Raw genomic sequence first — 18,560 nt, 5'->3', positions numbered from 1 at the left:
TTCAATTACTAAGAACTTTTGTTTATACATAACGTTGGAAAACAAGCGTTGCATTGGTACCGCCAAAGCCAAAAGTATTTGACAATACGGTATTCAGTTGTTGATGATCACGTCGTTCACGAACGATAGGCATATCAGCAAAAGCTGGATCAAGTTCTTCAATATGGGCACTTTCACAAATAAAATTATGATTCATCATTAACAATGTATAGATTGCTTCGTGAACACCTGCTGCTCCCAGGGAATGTCCTGTTAGAGATTTGGTAGCGGAAATAGGAGGGCATTGATCACCAGCTCCAAAGACACGACGGATAGCTTTTATCTCAGGAGGGTCACCAACAGGAGTTGCTGTCGCATGGGGATTGATATAATCAATTTTATTATTGACTGTTGCAAGGGCCATGCGCATGCATCGTTCTGCTCCCTCTCCTGATGGGGCAACCATATCATGTCCATCGGATGTTGCACCGTATCCAACGATTTCTCCGTAGATTTTTGCACCACGTGCTTTAGCAAGTTCTAAATCTTCAAGAACTAAAACGCCAGCTCCTCCAGCAATGACAAAACCATCACGATTAACATCATAAGCGCGTGAAGCTTTGTGAGGGGTGTCATTATATCTGCTGGACATAGCGCCCATGGCATCGAATAAAACAGAGAGTGTCCAATCCAAATCTTCGCAGCCACCAGCAAAGATGCGCTTCTGTTTACCATATTGAATTATTTCGTAAGCATTACCAATACAATGATTGGAGGTAGCACAAGCTGAAGAGATTGAATAATTGATCCCTTTTATTTTAAAGAAAGTTGCTAATGTTGCAGATGCTGTAGAACTCATCGCTTTAGGGACAACAAAAGGTCCAATACGTTTTGGACCTTTTTGGCGTGTAATGTCAGCAGCTTCTACGATTGAATGTGTTGAAGCACCTCCAGAACCCATAATAATACCCGTGTGTTCGTTCGATACTTCATGCGGTTCTAGACCTGCATCAGCAATTGCTTGATCCATAGCGATGTGATTCCATGCTGTTCCACGCCCATGAAAACGGAGAGCACGTCGATCTACGAGTTCTTCTATATTAATATCAGGTTTGCCATAAACTCTGCTACGAAAGCCTAATTCAGCATATTGAGGTGCGTAAGAAATTCCGGATTTTGCTTCACGTAAACTAGTTAAAACAGCTCCAGGATTATTTCCAATTGCGGAGACAATTCCCATTCCGGTTACAACAACTCGACGCATTCATACCTCCTCGTTCCATACAGAATAGTGAAAAGTTTTTTCTGACGGAAACAATGTTCAATCTTCTTTGAATAAAGCAACGCGTAAATCGTTTGCCTTATAAATAGTCTCTCCATCTGCTTTTAGCCACCCATCAGCTATTCCTAAGACTAAATTTCCACGTCGAATACGCTTAAAATCTATTTCATATTCAAGAATTTTGGTTTGTGGAGTTACCATCCCTGATAACTTTACTTCACCTGTTGATATCGCTCTCCCTTTTCCTGGTTCGTTTAGCCAACCAAGAAAAAAACCTGTTAATTGCCACATACCATCCAGTCCGAGACATCCTGGCATAACGGGATCGCCTATAAAGTGACAATTAAAGAACCACATGTCTGGTGTAATGTCAAATTCGGCGCGAACCATTCCTTTATCGTATTTACCTCCAGTTTCACTAATTTGAGTGATTCGATGAATCATCAACATTGGCGGTGCTGGCAATTGCGCATTACCTCTACCAAACATTTCGCCGCGAGCGCAGCTTAGAAGCTCTTCATACGTGTAGCGAGACTTTTGTTCAGCCATTGTTACTCCATTTATTTGCATATATCTTTAATTTCTGCGCTTTTCCCAACCTACTTTTAGAGCAAATTTTAAAGAGAGGGAAATGGTTTTATATCATTTTTAATGACAAAAGCCTTTTTTTATGTATTCTACATAGGTAATTATTTAAAAATGGAATACAAGATTACACCATACTATTCCCATTTTTTTGTATTTTGATCTTATTTAGCAGGAATATATTTGAGTTTGTAATATGTCAGTGAGTGCAGACAATTTAGATATGAATGAAGAGCAACAGTCCACAAAAGAGTGTAGAAAAGTTGTGCAATATTATTCCATTTCTATGTTAGAAAAACGTTTGCGTCAAAATGGTCTGCGTCCAACACGTCAGCGGTTGGAACTTGCACATATGATTTTTTCTCAAGGAAATCGTCATATTACTGCTGAAGAGCTCTATGAGGAAGCGGTGAGGGCAGGTGTACCTGTGTCTTTAGCAACGGTTTATAATACACTTCATCAATTTACGGAAGCGGGATTATTACGGATTATTGCCGTAGAAGGCTCAAAAACTTGGTTTGATACCAATACCTCTGATCACTACCATTTTTATATAGAAGGCGAAAATCGTATTCTTGATATTCCTTATAATTTGGAAGAAGCTCCCATTATTAGAAATTTGCCTAAGCCACCAGAAGGTATGGAAATTTCACATGTTGATTTAATCGTGCGATTGAAACCAAAAAATCAATCTTGTGATAGGCAGTGAGGATATTCAATGAGGAATAAAAATTAAACTTGTTGAGTTTGAGCATTCACCAGCCTTTTACTTTTTCATCAGGATAGATTCCCCATAACTGGGGTTGTTGAAGCCATCCGCGTGTATTATTAATGTTTAGTTCGCACCATTGTCCATCACATTGGCGGATATTACCAATGACGTTAGGTTCTACTTCCGCCACAAGTTCTGCGTTGTCGGTGGGTTTTTTTCGTAGCATCAGCCTTTTTGTTTTATCTTTTTGCCATGGAATAGTTATAGCAGTTCGCTTTCCCGATAAAAGCGATTGATACACCCACCCCTCATCGCCTTCTGCATCACGAATTTTGCGCCATTGATCATATTCTTGGATGATTTCAATAGGTAACCCCTTCTTTTGGTAGGTAAAAATGATAGAATAGTTGCTTCCTGGTCCGACGCGTACATTAACACGGGTAGGTTTAATCGAAGCAAATCGCGGAAGTGGTAAACCACTGGGCCCTAAATTTTGATTAAATGTTTGTGCATGCAACAAATGAGGTGAAACTAATACAATGACTGTTGCTATTAAGATACATGATGCGAGTATTGAAACGCGAAACCAACGAGAACTTTGCACACCGAACTCCTTTATTTCATCATATATTGGAAATTTAAAATCTGAAAGATAAGACTGGAAACTGATAAAAAGTATGACACACTGCTCGTTAAAGAGATCTAAACGATGAAAAAATTGCTACAAAAATATCAAAATAAGGAAAACAAAAGGTTTGTATTTCTTAGTGCTTATCTTGTTTATGAGGGGGTAGATATAAATAAACATTGGATTTTTATGTAGCTGTGCGCGTGATAAAACAGTAAAGTGTACAGGAAATTAGGGCTAAAGTATTGCATCTCTTTTCTAAGTTTGTTTCTCGAAGTAAAAGTGCATGTATGCATATTATGAACAAAGAGCTGTTCAGTAAAGGGATTATTGTGTGGCTTGAAAAGAGTTTTGAATGAACAAAATAATACGGTAAATAAAAACAGTTAAGCGTAAAAATATGAGCAGCATTGTAGAGTAGATTGATATATGAAGGGCTAACAGGATACTTTTTCGTGATAATCCACTTTATAAAATTTGCTACATTATAATTTTATGCCATGATAATGCTTATTCGTATGGTAGATAAGCTGGCTCCATCGTTCTATTTACCAGCTTTCAATGTTATGCAGTTCCTATTATTTATGGTGTTCATAAGAAGCCTTTTTGTTTTTTCTTAAATAGCTTTTATTCTATTTGCATACGAATCCCGCTTATGATGTACAAGAAGATAATCTTGATTGATTCAATATGAGAGGGTGTATGATGAGAGCTTTACGGTATTCATAGTTATTATTTAATATGAAAAACGCTTATTTATAATAATAAATCAATATGTTATACATTTTTAATCGTTATTTAAATTGTAAAAATATTTTCATAAAAAATGATAAGATAAGGCACATATTCACACATATTAAAATCACAGTGGTTTCTTTGTTTATTGTCAATTTTCTTTTATACTGAGTTAGAGAAAAAGAAAATTAAATGAAATATTCAGGGGAAGGTTTGCTCGATACGCTATGAGGTGAATAACATAATTGATGAGGGGAAGAAATTTATCAAGAAAAACCAAGCTGTAATGCAGTGGTTAAAATTCTTCCCTTTGTAAAGGGATAAAATCAAGAGATATCGAAAATTATGGAATCATTTCGTTATATAAGTGAAGGGAACGAGGATTATGTATTTGATATCATATCTCTACACATACATAATCGCATATTGCAATAGTGATTTGTGCTTTGCAATATAATCTAGAATTTTCGAAAGATGCAGAATATTTTAATAGAAAAAAAGAAAACCAGCACGTGAGCGGTACATAAGAAAGAGCTATTTGAGAGATGAAAAACTATAGCAAAATGCCATTACAAAATATCCAGTACTCTCTCCTTAATTTTGTACAGCAATAAGTCGATTTAAAGAACCGAACTGCAGCCTTGTTATGCAGTGCTTGAAATGCCGAAGAGTGGAGTAAAAATCACTGCATTTATAGACCCAAAACACCCATTATGCTCAGATAATTCTAAATACTATAACACACGCCTTATGAGAAAAACTCATTTACAATATTCTATAAGTACAAAATTTCTGATAGCCTATTTACACTACAATTCATGCCATTTTGATAACGCATACACAAAAGCATATTACTTCACTGCAACAGTTCGTCCGTTACTAACAAAACCTTCTCTTTGTGCACGCTTACGAGCAAGCTTACGTGTACGACGAATAGCCTCAGCTTTTTCACGAGCACGCCTCTCAGATGGCTTCTCATAATAACTACGCATTTTCATTTCACGGAAGATACCTTCACGCTGCATCTTTTTCTTCAACGCGCGGAGCGCTTGATCAACATTATTATCACGAACGAGTACTTGCACTATTTATCCTGCTTTTTTCAGTGTCACAAATAATAGAAAAACCTACGTCCTTTTAAAGGCATATCCAAAAGAACAAGCGCTTATATCATATAAATAAGACATTTGTCTATATCGCTTTTAAAAATTCTATTTTTTTTGTAATAAAATGCTTTTTATAATGAATGATAGAGTTCATGATTATAAACTCATGAAAGTCCTTGTATTTGATCATTTTCATCAAGATGAATTTTTTCAGCCGTGGGATAATGGGGTAGTCCAGGCATGGTCATAACATCTCCGCAAATGACAACGATAAAGCCGGCTCCCGCACAGAGACGAACTTCTCGTACGGGAATTTCAAAATCAACAGGCGCACCATATTGCTTGGGATCAGCAGAAAAAGAATAAGGTGTTTTTGCCATACAAATAGGGTAGGCGCCAAAACCTTCTTTTTCCCAAGATTCAAGTTGTTTGAGAATAGGGGCTGAGATAATGGCGCCACGCCCACCGTATAGCTTTGTTATAATACAATTAATTTTTTGAACGAGGGGAATATCATCTTGATAGAGAATCTTAAAATGAGATTTTTTTTCTTCAATCAAGGTAACGAGTTCTTGTGCAAGTTCTATAGCGCCTTTCCCACCTTGTTCCCAATGCTTACAGATAATAGCTTTGTGTCCAGTTGTTGCAACTATTTTCTGTAATGTTTTTATTTCGGCATCGCGATCGCTGTCAAAATGATTGATAGCCACAACACAAGGAATACCGTAGTGCTTCATATTTTTTATGTGTCGTAAAAGATTAGCTGCTCCTTTTTCTAAAGCGGTGATATTTTCTTCTGTCAGGTTATTTTTATCCACACCACCATTCATTTTTAATGCACGAATAGTTGCGACGATCACGGTAGCATTTGGTACAATACCTGCTTGCCGACATTTGATGTCGAAAAACTTTTCTGCTCCAAGATCGGCTCCAAATCCTGCTTCTGTGACAACATAATCAGCGAGTTTTAAAGCAGTTTTTGTTGCTATAACTGAGTTGCAGCCATGAGCAATATTAGCAAAAGGTCCTCCATGAACGAGAACAGGGTTATTTTCAATTGTCTGTACGAGATTGGGTTGTATAGCATCTTTTAGAAGAACTGCCATTGCACCTTCTGCATTAAGATCAGCAACGGTGATGGGCGTTTTATCATAACGATAAGCAACAATAATTTTCTTGAGTCTTTGTGTAAGGTTTTCTAAATTTTCAGAGAGACAAAGAAGCGCCATAATTTCTGATGCAACAGTAATATCAAAACCTGTTTGGCGTGGAAAACCATTTGTTATGCCCCCCAATGAAATGACAATATCGCGCAATGCACGATCATTCATATCAAGAACGCGTTTCCAAACAATGCGACGTGGATCAATGTTTAGAGTATTTCCCCAATAAAGATGATTATCTATCATTGCGGCAAGAAGATTATGAGCAGCTGTAATAGCATGAAAATCACCGGTAAAATGTAAATTAAGGTCATCCATTGGAATGACTTGCGCATAACCACCACCAGCAGCACCGCCTTTTACACCAAAACAGGGACCTAAAGATGGTTCTCTCAAGGTAGCTATTGTTTTTTTACCAATAAGATTAAGAGCATCACTTAGTCCAACTGTTGTTGTTGTTTTGCCTTCTCCGGCAGGTGTGGGATTGATAGCTGTGACAAGGATAAGTTTACCATCTGGATTTTTATTAAGCGATTTTATGTATTCAGAAGAAATTTTAGCTTTATCATGGCCATAGGGAATGAGATTTTCATGTGAGATACCAATTTTTTGTGCAATTTCAATAATATGTTGCTTTTTAGCAGTGCGAGCAATTTCAATATCAGTTTTAGGCATGGAAAAATTCTTTAAATTCAGCTTTTATTAATGTTTGAAATCTGTACCCATGGATTAATTAGAAAAATTCATAGAGAACAGAAAAATATTAAGATATCATAGAAATCGATGATATGCCATGCAAGAGATAATGCTAAAGAAGCACAAGAAGAGTTTTATTGTTTTTTAGGAAAAAGAATCTTTTTGCTTTTAAGCAGTAAAAATACGTTTAATTCAATTAAAAATATTGCGAAAAGAAGCTTTGGTTTGCAACAAATGCTGATGATATTAATGGATACCATAAGTGTTTCATAGTAGTATGTTCGAGAAGTAGTTTATTTATTCTTTCCAACAACACACTGAAAAAGCTTCACATGGTGGTAAACCGGAATTTATGGCGGCACATCTGAAATCCCTCTTAAGATGGGACTGCTAGGAATAAAATATCTAGAAACATTCAGTTATGGAACAATTAGAAATAAGCACGTAAAAATTACCTAACTGAGTAGAGAGTATAATCCGGAAGAGACCAAAAACAAGCGCATAGATTGAAAAAAGAAAACAACAACATACGCTACTCATGTAATCGCTACGATTATAAGCTAATAAAAGCACCTTAGAGCTGAATTGAAGGACTCATAACATTTTATTCTAGCAAAATGGCTAAAGAAACGCCCCACAACAGAATGAAATAACAAAATACAAAATAATAGATCACAAAATAAAGAATTTAAAAAGTCTGACTTTATAAGTAAGATATTGATAGATGATAAGTAAGATATTGATAGATGGCGCACCCGAAGAGATTCGAACTCCTGACCCCCAGATTCGTAGTCTGGTGCTCTATCCAGCTGAGCTACGGGTGCATACATTTCAATTTTTTACATTGTCTAAGACAAAGGGTTCCTAATCGTTTCATTAAAGAAATGCAAGTGAAACTTGAGTCGTCATAAAAAAAATCTCTTTTTTTTATGATATATTTTAAAAAAGGATATAATATATTATGGCTTCAGTTGGTTTTGATATGAACATTTTTTTGTCATGACCATACAAAGCAATATGAACGATAGTTAACTTGACGTTTTAATCTATGAAAGATAGTCAAGCAGAGATGAGATGTGTTTTTTGCGGTGGGGTAAGATATATACACCCGCTGTTGGGTTTTTGTGTAAAACGCCGATATTACTGTTGAAAACTATTTCAGATGAACATGACACAGCAAGGGCGGATGTATGGCGTTATTAAAAAAGATCTTTCCATTAGTGTTTTTAATCGTTGTTTTAACGGTTACTTATTGGGTTGGAAAAAAGAGTGCAGACCAACCCATTTCTATGGTGGATAAAACAAGAGTATCGTATAAAGATTCAAATGGAAAAATGAGAAAACCACCGGTAAAGGTTGTCGTTGATCTTGTAAAAAATCAAGATTTTTATGAACAACTTAACGTTCTAGGGAGTGGACAAGCACTTGCAGAAGTCGAGCTCACCCCTTTATCTCCAGGTGTTATTGATAAGCTTTTTGTGTCAGCTGGTACAAAAGTACAAGTAGGTGATGTGATTGCAAAGCTTGATTCTAAAAAAGAGGAAATAGCGGCTGCAAAAGCAAAAGTACAACGTGATAATAATGCGTTAACGCTTTCGCGCATTCTTAAATTACGTGCTAGCAATACAGCAACAGAAGTTCAAGAAATTACAGCACGCTTAGAGTTGGATAATGCAAATTTAGTTTTGCGTAATGCTGAATTAGATCTCGATCGGCGAACAATTCGTGCACCGATTCCTGGAGTTGTTGGTATTTTGCCTGTTGATGCGGGGAATAACGTGACCCTTAATACTGTAATAGGCCGTATTGAGAATAGAGAACGTATTTTGGTCGACATATGGGCTCCTGAACGATATGTGTCGCGCATCCATAAAGGAGATGAGGTAACGGCAACATTAACTGCGCAGCCAGACAAATCTTTTGTTGGTCATATTTATGCGATTGATAATATCGTTGATCCAGAAAGTCGCACACTTCATGCTCAGGTTGAAATTAATAATGAAAAAGATACGCTTATGTCTGGTATGTCTTTTTCTGTTGCCTTGCAATTTCATAGTGGTTCTTTCCCTGTCGTTAATCCTCTTGCGGTTCAATGGAACAGTAAAGGGTCATTCGTTTGGCGTGTGAGAGAAGGGAAAGTAGAGGCTATACCCGTATCAATTATTCAGCATAAAGCAGATCAAGTTTTCGTAAAAGCACCCCTAGAAAATGGTGATCAAGTTGTCATTCAAGGAGTACAAATGCTTTATCCAGGAAGTAAAGTAACGATTGATGATCCAAAGTCTCATCAACAGCAATTACCAGCAGTTTACGGAACGGATATACAATGAGCCAAGAATTGAGCACAAAACAGCCGATGTCACAGGTCGAGCAAGGTGGTCTCATTACCTTATTTATTCGCAGACCGGTTTTTACTTTTGTTTTAAATGCTATGATCATCATTGCAGGATTTGCAGCATGGTTAAATGTTGATGTAAGAGAATTACCTGATGTTGATACTCCCGTAACAACGATTGTGACGGTGTTTTCTGGTGCGTCGGCAGAAACAATTGATCGTGAAGTTACAAAAATTATAGAAGATGCTGTTTCTCGTGTTTCAGGTGTTAAGACGATTTCTTCAACGTCTTCTTTTGGGCGCTCCCGTGTGCAGATTAATTTTAATGTTGGTGTTGATTTGAATGTTGCAGCATCTGATATTCGTGATGCCCTGTCTCGCATTACGTATACTTTACCGAAAGATGCGGATTCGCCTTTGATTATTAAAGCAGATTCCAATGCTGCTGCCATGATGTATTTGGTTGTGACGTCACCAACAATGAGTGTTGATGATTTAACCACGATTGTAGACGATCAGATTGTTGATGCAATTTCCGCTGTTGATGGTGTTGGTGATGTACAGGTTGATAGCGCTCGCACAAAGATTTTTCAGATTGATATAGATCAAGCAAAACTTGCAAGTTATGGATTAACCGTAGCAGATGTTTCTCGTGTTCTTGCTGATATGACAACGGATGTGCCAGTAGGATCATTACGCAATTCTACGCAAAATTTAGTTGTGCGTGCTACTGCACGTTTAACAACACCAGAATCTTTTGAACAAGTTGTTTTAAAACCTCATGTACATCTTGGTGATGTTGCGCATGTCACTTTATCGCCGGATATAGAAAAGGTTATTCTCCGTATCAATGGAAAGACAGGTATTGGATTAGGAATTGTGCGTAAAGCACAATCCAACACTCTTAATATTTCTGAAGGAGTGAGAACCGTTGTTGATAATCTCAAAAGTATTGTTCCTTCTTCTGTACATATAGACGTTATTAATGACGATGCAGTTTTTATTAAAAGCGCTCTTCATGAGGTTGAAGTTGCGTTGGTTATTGCTATTTTGAGTGTTATCTTGGTCATTTTTCTTTTTCTCAGAGACATTCGTGTAACGCTGATACCTGCTGTATCTCTTCCTGTCGCTTTGATTGGTACCATTGCAGCTATTTATCTTGTAGGATTTTCATTAAATATTCTCACATTTTTAGGACTTGTTTTAGCAACAGGGCTTGTTGTGGATGATGCTATTGTTGTTCTTGAGAATATTGTTCGGTGGCGCAACATGGGTTTAGGGTCTAGGGCTGCGGCGGTGATAGGAACACGTGAAGTATTTTTTGCTGTTTTAGCAACAACATTGACTTTAGTGGCTGTGTTTGTTCCTATTTCCTTTCTTCCTGGGCAAGTTGGAGGTCTTTTTAGAGAATTTGGTTTTGTTTTGGCAATTTCTATTTTGCTTTCTTCAGTTGTTGCCTTAACGCTTTGTCCCATGTTGGCTTCGCGTTTTCTCAAAGAACATATTGAGGAGAAAGAGGAAGAGTCCCATCATTTTGCTTTTTTATATAAATTAGGTACTTTTTTTCATAAGGCATATACTTACAGTTTGCATAAGTGTTTAGAAAAGCCTTGGGCTGTTGTTTTTGCTTCACTTATTTTTGCGGGTCTTTGTGTTGGAGGCTATACGAAATTACAACAGGAATTAACGCCAGCAGAAGACAGAGCTGTGATCTTTTTGGTTATTAATGGACCACAAGGTATTTCAACACAATATTTGAACGAGCAAGTAGAGCAAATTGAAGCAAGTCTACAGCCATTACGTGATGCAGGGGAGATTGCTAACAGTTACTCTATTGCGGGTGCTGGTGGTTCACCCAATACTGCTTTTTTGATTTTATTGCTTTCGTCTTGGGATAAACGTTTACGGAGTCAGCAAGAAATCGTGAAAGATATTAATGAAAAGGTTAAACAGTTTCCCGCAGTTTTTGTGTTTGCTGCGCAGGGAAATTCTCTGGGTGTGAGAGGAACTGGGCAAGGATTACAATTTGCAATTCTTGGCAATGATTATGCAACATTACAACCCATTGCTGATAAGCTGGTGAGTACTTTACAAGATGATCCGCGTTTTATTCGCCCACGTCTTACTGTTGATGCAACACAACCGCAATTTTTCATTGAAATCAATCGAAAAAAAGCCTCCGATTTAGGGATTGATATCACCAATTTGGGCGATACATTACAAGCAATGTTGGATGGTAAAAAGATTGGTTCCATTAACGTGGATGATCATTCTTACGATGTTAAATTGATGTCGCGTAAAAATTCTATGAAGAGTCCTAGTGATTTAGAAAACATTTTTTTAAAGACCAAAGACAATCGATATGTTCCTTTATCGGTTATTGCACGTTTACATGAAAAAGCTATCTCGCCCCAATTAAAACGGGAAAAACGCATGAGTGCTGTTATTTTAAGCGCAAATCTTGCTCCAGGTATTGCTTTAGGGGAAGCTTACCAAACGGTACAGAAAATTGCATCTCCTTTGTTATCGAAAGGAACCTATGTAGTTCCCTTAGGGGAAGCTGAAACGCTTAATGAAACATCCTCCGGTTTTATGATTGTTTTTGGCATTGCCTTTTTGATTATTTTATTGATTTTGGCTGCTCAGTTTGAAAGCTTTATTTCAGGATTTATTATCATGGCCACTGTCCCATTAGGGATTGGTTGTGCTGTAATTGCTATGCTATTGAGTGGTGTGAGTCTTAATATTTACAGCCAAATTGGATTAATTTTGTTAATTGGCGTTATGGCGAAAAATGGTATTCTTATTGTTGAATTTGCAGATCAATTACGTGATCAGGGAAGAAGCGTGCGTGAAGCCGTAGAAGAAGCAGCAAACATTCGCCTTCGTCCAGTTTGCATGACAATGATTTGTGCCATTTTAGGAGGTATTCCTTTGGTTTTAGCCAAAGGTGCTGGCGCAGAGGCGCGTATAGCTTTAGGTTGGGTTATCGTTGGTGGTTTAGGTTTAGCAACTATTTTTACGCTTTATGTTACACCGGTTGTTTATCTTTTTTTAGGGCGTTTTATAAGACCAAAAGCAGAAGAAGCTATATTATTAACAAAAGAACTCAATAAAGTTAAATGATGTATCGAGTGGAAAAGATTTAAAAGTTTATTCTTGTAAAAATATCATCTTCGAATCTTATTTTTTACTTTTATATTCCTTAGTTTTTATGTGAACAGTAAAGATAGCGAGCAATAAAGGAGATGCTTTCTGCTTTGTTATTGTTTGGGCATAGATTTCATTGTCAATAACTGTATAGGATCAGCTTATGGGAGATAGCTTTTCGATTCGAAATGAAAAGGCTTTTGAAGCCGCATTAAATGCTTTAAGGAGCCATGCCGCAAAGGATGGGGTCTATGATATTCGTCGACATTTTTTAGCAGATGAACAGCGTTTTTCCCATTTTTCTCTCAGACTTGATGATCTTCTTTTCGATTTTTCAAAATGTGGGATAACATTTAAAACATTGCAACTTTTAGATGATTTAGCTGTTGCAGCAGATGTGTTAGGACGGCGTGATGCAATGTTTTCTGGTCAAGCGATTAATACAACTGAAAAACGCTCAGTTCTTCATATTGCATTACGTTTACCTGCTGACGAAATTTTCATGTTGGATGGCCATGATCTTATTCGCGATATTCAAGATGTTCTTGAAGACATGGAAAGATTTTCTGAAAAGGTACGTGATGGAAGCTATCAGGGAAGCAATGGAGAGAGAATAAGTGATATTGTAAACATTGGTATTGGTGGATCTGATCTTGGTCCTGCAATGGTTACATATGCTTTAAAACCTTATCATGATGGTCCACGTTGTCATTTTGTTTCTAACGCTGACAGTGCTCATATTTCTGATACTCTCTCTATTTTGAATCCAGCAACAACGCTGTTTGTCATTGCTTCTAAAACTTTTACAACGGCTGAAACAATGGTAAATGCTCAAGTTGCACGTCAGTGGATTTGTTCACATTTAGGAGAAGAAGCCATTTGCACGCATTTTGTTGCTGTTTCGAGTGCGCTTGATAAAGTGGCAGAATTTGGCATAGATTCGACAAGAGTTTTTAAATTTTGGAATTGGGTTGGAGGGCGTTATTCAATTTGGTCAGCCATTGGGCTTGTTGTGATGTTTGCAATAGGTGGTCGAAATTTTCGCCAATTTCTCAATGGTGCTTTGCAAATGGACCAACATTTTAAAACTATGCCTTTGCATAAAAATATTCCTATTCGTTTTGCTCTTTTAGGGTTTTGGCATCGTGTTATTTGTGGTTATTCATCACGCTCTATTATTCCCTATGCGCAGCGTTTAATACATTTTCCAGCTTATTTACAACAGCTTGATATGGAATCAAATGGTAAGCAAGTCTCGCTGGATGGAAAACCATTAAGTTTTTCAAGTGGTCCAATTGTTTGGGGTGATTCAGGCACAAATAGTCAACATGCTTTTTTTCAGCTTCTGCATCAAGGAACAGATGTTATTCCTGTAGAATTTATTTTATTTATAAAAGGGCATGAGAAAAATTTACATTCTATGTATGAGATGTTGCTAGCAAACTGTTTAGCACAGTCAAAAGCCTTGATGAAGGGGCGTAGTATTGAAGATGCTCAGCATATCTTGATAAAAAATGGAGTTGATGAACGTGAAGCAGGTTATTTAGCTCTTCATAGAAGTTTTAAAGGAAACCGTCCCAGCATTACGCTGGTTCAGGATTTATTAACACCTTTTGCACTCGGTCGTCTTATTGCGCTTTATGAACATCGTACTTTTGTTGAAGGGATTTTAATGAATATTAATTCATTTGATCAATGGGGTGTTGAACTTGGTAAAGAATTAGCAAATGAGTTACTACCAATTCTTCGTGGAGAAAGTAAAGCGGATAATCGTGATAGTTCAACATTAGGGTTGCTAGCACATATTCAAGTAAGACGTGCAAAATAAATATAATTTTACAGTAGTTTTTGTACTAACTAAGCAAAAGTAGAATGAGAAAGAAATATGAGATAATTCTTTAATTTTACTATGCGTTCTCTTATTATCTGGATTAGATTTATGTAACAGAAAATCAAAAAAGTGCAAAAATTGTAAAAATGAGAATTTATTCGCAAAAACGATAAAGACCTTTGAGAGGTCTTTGAAGACCCTTTGAGAACACCTTTAAAACTCTTTGAAAAAAAATGAATTGGTACAAAACCTAGTGGCAAAATATACAAAACCTGTGTAGTTTGACACTAGGTTTTGTACTAAGTGGGAAAAGGTGGGATTAGGTAGGAATACGTGATAATTTGTTGTTTTTATGTATAAAATTTAGCATTAAATGCGCGTTTTGTCAAAATAGATTTTGACACCTAAAATTGTAAAAAAGAGCGAAAAATAGTGAAAATCAGAAAAAAGAGCGTTTTCATAGTAAAAATGAGAGAAGGCTTTGAAAGGTCTTTGAAAACCCTGTGAAAAATTTTGAAAAGTCTGTGAAAGCCCAGAAAACCGCCTTTGAAGACCCTGTGAAAAAAATCAATCCAAAAGTTCAATTGACTCCAAAATCAGCCCCAAATAACCAAAAAAGCAAAAAAGATTTCCATATATAAGTGGAAATCTATAAAATTTAGTAAAAAGTATTTTTTATCAATAATTTATATAAATTTTTTAATGTAAAAAGATTTCCACTTTCATTTTTCATATTAAAGAGGCATTAAGCCGTATCTTGTGTAGTTTCTGGATGTGCATTTTCAGCCTCTATTTGACGCTTTAAATGCAATTTTAGAAGAGGTAAAATAAGCTCGACTTCTTCCGTGTCGTTGATGTTTTGAACAAGCTCTTGCAACTTTATACAAAGCTCTGCCGCTAATTCCGCTATATCTTCAGGGGGGAGTTTTATATTTGCATCGCGATAGGTTGTATAAGCTATGCGACCAAGCTTTTTCATGAGACCAGCAGGTATGGTGGGTGCTTTAAAACCAGCTGCTTTCGCCTTTGCCATGTCACTAAACATTTCGCCTTCACCCGTAACGAGCCAATGAGGATTAATGTTATAGGCTGTATAATAGGCGTTAATTACTGAGGATGGAGGCTCATGTGCTCCGATTTCATAATTGGCAAGGGTATTGCGTTGTAAATTAAGGCGTTGAGCAAAAGCACCGCGTTCTTCGTTTCCGAGTATTCGTCTTATTTCACGCAACCGTTTTGCGAGTTCTGTTTGTGGTTCTCTTTCAGGGCGTGCCAAAAATGCTCCTTATTCATATTTAGGTTAGCTTAAATTACAGGATTTTAAAAAGAGCTTCCCCCATTCATCTTAGAGAGGCATTAAGCCGTATCTTGTGTAGCTTCTAGATGTACTCTTTCAGCCTCTATTTGACGCTTTAAATGAATTTTAAGAAGAGGGAAAGTCGCTTCGACCTCTTCCATGTCGTTGATGTCTTGAACAAGCTCTTGCAGTTTTTTATAAAGTTCTGCCGCTAATTCCGCTATATCTTCAGGGGGGAGTTTTATATTTGCATCGCGATAGGTTGTATAAGCTATGCGACCGAGTTTTTTCATGAGACCAGCAGGGATAGTTTGTGGTTTAAAACCCGCTGTTTTCGCCTTTGCCATGTCACTAAACATTTCGCCTTCACCAGTGACAAGCCAGTCTAAGGATATTCCACAGCGATCTTTATATATTCGCAGTATAGATGCAGGAGGCTCTCGTAAACCCGTTTCATAATTGCGCATAGTCGTTTCGGGAATATCAAAATGTTTAGCAAATTGTTTGCGCTCTGTAAAACCAAGGGTGTGTCGTATTTCACGCAATCGTTTTGCCAGTTCTGTTTGTGGTTCTTTTTCAGGGCGTGCCAAAAAAATCACTCCAAATAACATTTGGGTATTTACAAAAGCCTATTTAGGCTGTATACCTATAATTACCGCCCGATATAGAGGGCAGATATTTTACAATTAACCCCACAAAAAACGGATGTGGGAGCATCCGTTTAAAGCAGGAGCGAAGTTTATGACTATCACACAAGTATGGGATCGCCATAGTATTTTAGCTGAGCTACGCCGCCGTAACATGACCTTGGCGGAGCTCGCGAAAGCTTATCAACTATCGTCATCCAGTGTTCAACATATCTGGACACGGTCTAACGAGAAAGCCGAACGTGCTATTGCCGATTTTATCGGTTTGCCCGTTGAGCAGGTTTTTAGCGACCGCTACCCCAAAAGTCGCCGTCGCATTTTTAAAGCAGCAAAACATGCCAACACAGATTCGGCAACACAGTCCGCATTGCGCGGTAATGCTGCTTGAACTTCGTTACACGGCTTTGCGTGTGTCATACGCATTTGCCATGAATTTATTACCATAAGATGAAAAGGTTTATCAATGTCTAAAGATCAATACGAAATAGGCAAGATAAATTGCATAGAGTTGCATCATAGAACAGCCGTTTGGATGGCTTGGTTCTGGCGATTAGGGGGTAATCATATTGTTTTTATAGGGGGTGGTTATGGTTGCTGCTTGTAATTTATGGACCCCAGAAGCCAGAAGCGATATCATTAATCCTTATTCAGAAGTTGAACGTTTGGAAGCTATGCTTGCCTGTTCTTTTAAGGCGGTGAGTAGTGGATTTAAGCATCTGCCGATCCGGTATGTTATTGACCCCCCGCATGGCTTATTTGATGCGATATTAGCGCGGCAAATTGCTATTCATATTTTGCATTATCAGTTTGAGGTACCGCGGCGGCGTCTTGTTGCCATGCAAGTACGGCAGCAGACTGCTATCTTTCTTGCTTTGCAAGTGATTAATCAGCGTTTGGAAGAACCCGTTTTTGCGAAAGCTTATCGAAGATGGGCGGGGCGTGCGATGGATTTATTCTTTAAAGAGATCAGAAAGGCGGGGGCGTGATGGCACAGTTTCAAAAGCTTGCTCTTGATGTGATTGTGGTGCCGGAGCGTATACGCCCTGTGGATGATGAGCATGCCAAGGCACTTGCACAATCAATGGCGCGGGAGGGATTGATGAATCCAATTACGGTGCGCCATACGCCCAATGCTAAAGAGGGTAATTACACGCTGATTGCTGGTGCACACCGGCTGAGGGCTGCGGAGCTTTTGGGCCATAGTGACATTGATGCCGTTGTGGTGCAGGCGGATAAAGAGAATGCTGCGCTTTTAGAAGTTGCGGAAAACCTCTTTCGCAATGAATTATCAGTGATTGATCGTGCGCTTTTTGTGCAGACTTACCGTGAATTGTGGGAAAAGAAGTATGGGGAAATTAAGCGTGGTGGGGACGGTAGTAATCAACATAAAGTCAAAAAAGAGCAATTCGGTCAAGTTGACCGAATTGCTCAAAGGGACAGCAATGCAACTTCAGAGCACCATGAAACTGGGTGTGAAGGGGATGAAAAATCAAAGGATCAAGTTGATCCTTTGATCGGTGATGAGAAATTGGGACAAGTTGGTCCTATTTCTAAAATGAGCAATAGTGCAAACATTGCACAATTGCATGATGAAGAGCAATTGGGTAAACATTACCCTTTTGCTGAACATGTGGCAGATCGTATTGGTTTATCGAAACGTGCAGTGCATTATTTAACGAAAATTGCTCAGCATTTACAGCCGGAGTTGCGGTCTGTTTTGCGGGGGACGGCATTGGCGGATAATCAAGCGCAATTGTTGAAATTAGCCAAGATGGAGCCGGTTGCGCAACGGCGGGTGGCGATTGCTTTGCAACAGGTTGATGGGGATTTACGGCGGGCTGTTGATTTGGTCAATGGGGTTAATACGCCGCCGCAAATTAATGAACAGGAACGGATTTTTGCTCAGTTATTGGGTGTTTGGCAAAGGGCAGATGCGCAGACAAAGGCGCGGTTTTGCGCTTATCTTGCAAGAGAACGAGGGGAGGAGCAGGCATGAAGAGGCATGGTTGCGGGCAGCTTGATTTTTTCCAAAAGCCGGTTTTTCCCTGCCGCGAACCCGTTGCGCAGATTGATTTAGGGCGGTTTCGCTCACGCATTAAGCGTGCGATGGTGCGGGCTTTGAGAGAATGTCGGCATGAGCGCAGTGTGATTGCGGAGCGTATGGCGCATTATTTAGGGATTGGGTGTTTAAGTAAGGCCAGTTTGGATGCGTATGTGGCGGAAAGTAAGCAGGTGGATATTTCCCTGCCGCGGTTTAAAGCCTTTGTGCGGGCGACAGAGGCATTTTGGCTCTGGGATGAGGTGGTGAGTGAAGATGGATTGTTGCTGTTGCAAGGAGATGAGGCGCGTTTAGCAGAGATTGCGCGGTTGCAGCAGGAACAGCGGGAGATTGCAGCGCGATTGAAAGCCATGCG

Annotated in this window: 16 protein-coding genes and 1 tRNA gene; 9 read left to right on the top strand and 8 right to left on the bottom strand. The window is 38.4% G+C overall.

Going from position 1 to position 18,560, the window contains the following annotated elements:
- Positions 1-22 precede the first annotated feature (22 nt).
- Both fabB and fabA read right to left on the bottom strand, forming a co-directional pair.
- The gene (gene fabB / locus ACFINA_RS00085; RefSeq protein WP_375606195.1) at positions 23-1,243 is read right to left on the bottom strand and encodes a beta-ketoacyl-ACP synthase I; all 1,221 of its coding nucleotides are present in this window, start codon (positions 1,241-1,243) and stop codon (positions 23-25) included.
- A gap of 57 nt (positions 1,244-1,300) precedes the next feature.
- Positions 1,301-1,810 (bottom strand): 3-hydroxyacyl-[acyl-carrier-protein] dehydratase FabA, encoded by a 510-nt coding sequence (gene fabA, locus ACFINA_RS00080; RefSeq protein ID WP_375606196.1) that lies wholly within the window; start codon positions 1,808-1,810, stop codon positions 1,301-1,303.
- Between the two features lie 232 nt (positions 1,811-2,042).
- Between fabA and irrA the strand changes: the two genes are divergently transcribed.
- Complete coding sequence (gene irrA / locus ACFINA_RS00075; RefSeq protein WP_375606197.1) at positions 2,043-2,555, top strand: iron response transcriptional regulator IrrA; 513 nt, start codon at positions 2,043-2,045, stop codon at positions 2,553-2,555.
- Positions 2,556-2,601: 46 nt separating this feature from the next.
- Here the strand turns inward: irrA and ACFINA_RS00070 are convergent, their stop codons facing one another.
- The 4 genes from ACFINA_RS00070 to ACFINA_RS00055 all read right to left on the bottom strand — a co-directional run bounded on the left by ACFINA_RS00070 (position 2,602) and on the right by ACFINA_RS00055 (position 7,710).
- Positions 2,602-3,162, bottom strand: coding sequence for an SH3 domain-containing protein (locus ACFINA_RS00070; protein WP_375606198.1), 561 nt, complete (start codon positions 3,160-3,162; stop codon positions 2,602-2,604).
- Between the two features lie 1,610 nt (positions 3,163-4,772).
- Positions 4,773-5,006 carry a 30S ribosomal protein S21 gene (gene rpsU, locus ACFINA_RS00065; protein ID WP_273717519.1) on the bottom strand — a complete coding sequence of 78 codons (234 nt, stop codon included), beginning with the start codon at positions 5,004-5,006 and terminating at the stop codon, positions 4,773-4,775.
- Positions 5,007-5,191: 185 nt separating this feature from the next.
- Positions 5,192-6,865 (bottom strand): formate--tetrahydrofolate ligase, encoded by a 1,674-nt coding sequence (locus tag ACFINA_RS00060; protein ID WP_375606199.1) that lies wholly within the window; start codon positions 6,863-6,865, stop codon positions 5,192-5,194.
- Positions 6,866-7,633: 768 nt separating this feature from the next.
- Positions 7,634-7,710, bottom strand: a tRNA-Arg gene (locus tag ACFINA_RS00055).
- A 366-nt stretch (positions 7,711-8,076) separates the two neighbouring features.
- Here ACFINA_RS00055 and ACFINA_RS00050 point away from each other — a divergent pair.
- From ACFINA_RS00050 to pgi, 3 genes are all read left to right on the top strand, one after another.
- Positions 8,077-9,216: an efflux RND transporter periplasmic adaptor subunit gene (locus ACFINA_RS00050; RefSeq protein WP_375606200.1), complete on the top strand. Its 1,140-nt coding sequence runs from the start codon at positions 8,077-8,079 to the stop codon at positions 9,214-9,216.
- On the top strand, positions 9,213-12,347 hold the full coding sequence (locus ACFINA_RS00045) for an efflux RND transporter permease subunit (RefSeq protein ID WP_375607841.1): 3,135 nt from the start codon (positions 9,213-9,215) through the stop codon (positions 12,345-12,347). The genes ACFINA_RS00050 and ACFINA_RS00045 overlap by 4 nt, the downstream gene beginning before the upstream one ends.
- A gap of 187 nt (positions 12,348-12,534) precedes the next feature.
- Entirely contained in the window at positions 12,535-14,199 is a 1,665-nt protein-coding gene (gene pgi, locus ACFINA_RS00040; RefSeq protein WP_375614897.1) for a glucose-6-phosphate isomerase, read from the top strand.
- A gap of 748 nt (positions 14,200-14,947) precedes the next feature.
- Here the strand turns inward: pgi and ACFINA_RS00035 are convergent.
- Positions 14,948-15,478, bottom strand: coding sequence for a helix-turn-helix transcriptional regulator (locus tag ACFINA_RS00035; protein ID WP_375614896.1), 531 nt, complete (start codon positions 15,476-15,478; stop codon positions 14,948-14,950).
- An 80-nt stretch (positions 15,479-15,558) separates the two neighbouring features.
- Positions 15,559-16,089: a helix-turn-helix domain-containing protein gene (locus tag ACFINA_RS00030; protein WP_375614895.1), complete on the bottom strand. Its 531-nt coding sequence runs from the start codon at positions 16,087-16,089 to the stop codon at positions 15,559-15,561.
- Between the two features lie 151 nt (positions 16,090-16,240).
- On the opposite strand from ACFINA_RS00030, the gene ACFINA_RS00025 reads away from it, so the two are divergent.
- The 5 genes from ACFINA_RS00025 to ACFINA_RS00005 all read left to right on the top strand — a co-directional run.
- Positions 16,241-16,534, top strand: a complete 294-nt coding sequence (locus ACFINA_RS00025; protein WP_375614894.1) for a helix-turn-helix domain-containing protein — start codon at positions 16,241-16,243, stop codon at positions 16,532-16,534.
- A gap of 75 nt (positions 16,535-16,609) precedes the next feature.
- The gene (locus ACFINA_RS00020) at positions 16,610-16,750 is read left to right on the top strand and encodes a hypothetical protein (RefSeq protein WP_375614893.1); all 141 of its coding nucleotides are present in this window, start codon (positions 16,610-16,612) and stop codon (positions 16,748-16,750) included.
- Positions 16,734-17,132 carry a hypothetical protein gene (locus ACFINA_RS00015; RefSeq protein ID WP_375614892.1) on the top strand — a complete coding sequence of 133 codons (399 nt, stop codon included), beginning with the start codon at positions 16,734-16,736 and terminating at the stop codon, positions 17,130-17,132. The genes ACFINA_RS00020 and ACFINA_RS00015 overlap by 17 nt, the downstream gene beginning before the upstream one ends.
- On the top strand, positions 17,132-18,142 hold the full coding sequence (locus ACFINA_RS00010) for a ParB/RepB/Spo0J family partition protein (RefSeq protein ID WP_375614891.1): 1,011 nt from the start codon (positions 17,132-17,134) through the stop codon (positions 18,140-18,142). The genes ACFINA_RS00015 and ACFINA_RS00010 overlap by 1 nt, the downstream gene beginning before the upstream one ends.
- Positions 18,139-18,560: hypothetical protein (locus ACFINA_RS00005; RefSeq protein WP_375614890.1), on the top strand; the 422-nt coding region annotated here is incomplete at its 3' end. The genes ACFINA_RS00010 and ACFINA_RS00005, both read left to right, overlap by 4 nt.

It is taken from the genome of Bartonella sp. AC10YNML (assembly GCF_042196825.1).
Lineage (GTDB): Bacteria > Pseudomonadota > Alphaproteobacteria > Rhizobiales > Rhizobiaceae > Bartonella.
The sequence above is the reverse complement of the archived record's forward strand: the minus strand, read 5'-3'. Positions and strand labels throughout refer to the sequence as shown.

Excerpts from the sequence above, each read along its gene's own strand:
- irrA (WP_375606197.1), top strand. The coding sequence starts at position 2,043 with ATGTCAGTGAGTGCAGACAATTTAGATATGAATGAAGAGCAACAGTCC.
- ACFINA_RS00060 (WP_375606199.1), bottom strand. The coding sequence starts at position 6,865 with ATGCCTAAAACTGATATTGAAATTGCTCGCACTGCTAAAAAGCAACAT.
- ACFINA_RS00010 (WP_375614891.1), top strand. The coding sequence starts at position 17,132 with ATGGCACAGTTTCAAAAGCTTGCTCTTGATGTGATTGTGGTGCCGGAG.
- pgi (WP_375614897.1), top strand. The coding sequence starts at position 12,535 with ATGGGAGATAGCTTTTCGATTCGAAATGAAAAGGCTTTTGAAGCCGCA.
- ACFINA_RS00045 (WP_375607841.1), top strand. The coding sequence starts at position 9,213 with ATGAGCCAAGAATTGAGCACAAAACAGCCGATGTCACAGGTCGAGCAA.
- fabB (WP_375606195.1), bottom strand. The coding sequence starts at position 1,243 with ATGCGTCGAGTTGTTGTAACCGGAATGGGAATTGTCTCCGCAATTGGA.
- ACFINA_RS00050 (WP_375606200.1), top strand. The coding sequence starts at position 8,077 with ATGGCGTTATTAAAAAAGATCTTTCCATTAGTGTTTTTAATCGTTGTT.
- ACFINA_RS00015 (WP_375614892.1), top strand. The coding sequence starts at position 16,734 with ATGGTTGCTGCTTGTAATTTATGGACCCCAGAAGCCAGAAGCGATATC.
- ACFINA_RS00020 (WP_375614893.1), top strand. The coding sequence starts at position 16,610 with ATGTCTAAAGATCAATACGAAATAGGCAAGATAAATTGCATAGAGTTG.
- ACFINA_RS00025 (WP_375614894.1), top strand. The coding sequence starts at position 16,241 with ATGACTATCACACAAGTATGGGATCGCCATAGTATTTTAGCTGAGCTA.
- fabA (WP_375606196.1), bottom strand. The coding sequence starts at position 1,810 with ATGGCTGAACAAAAGTCTCGCTACACGTATGAAGAGCTTCTAAGCTGC.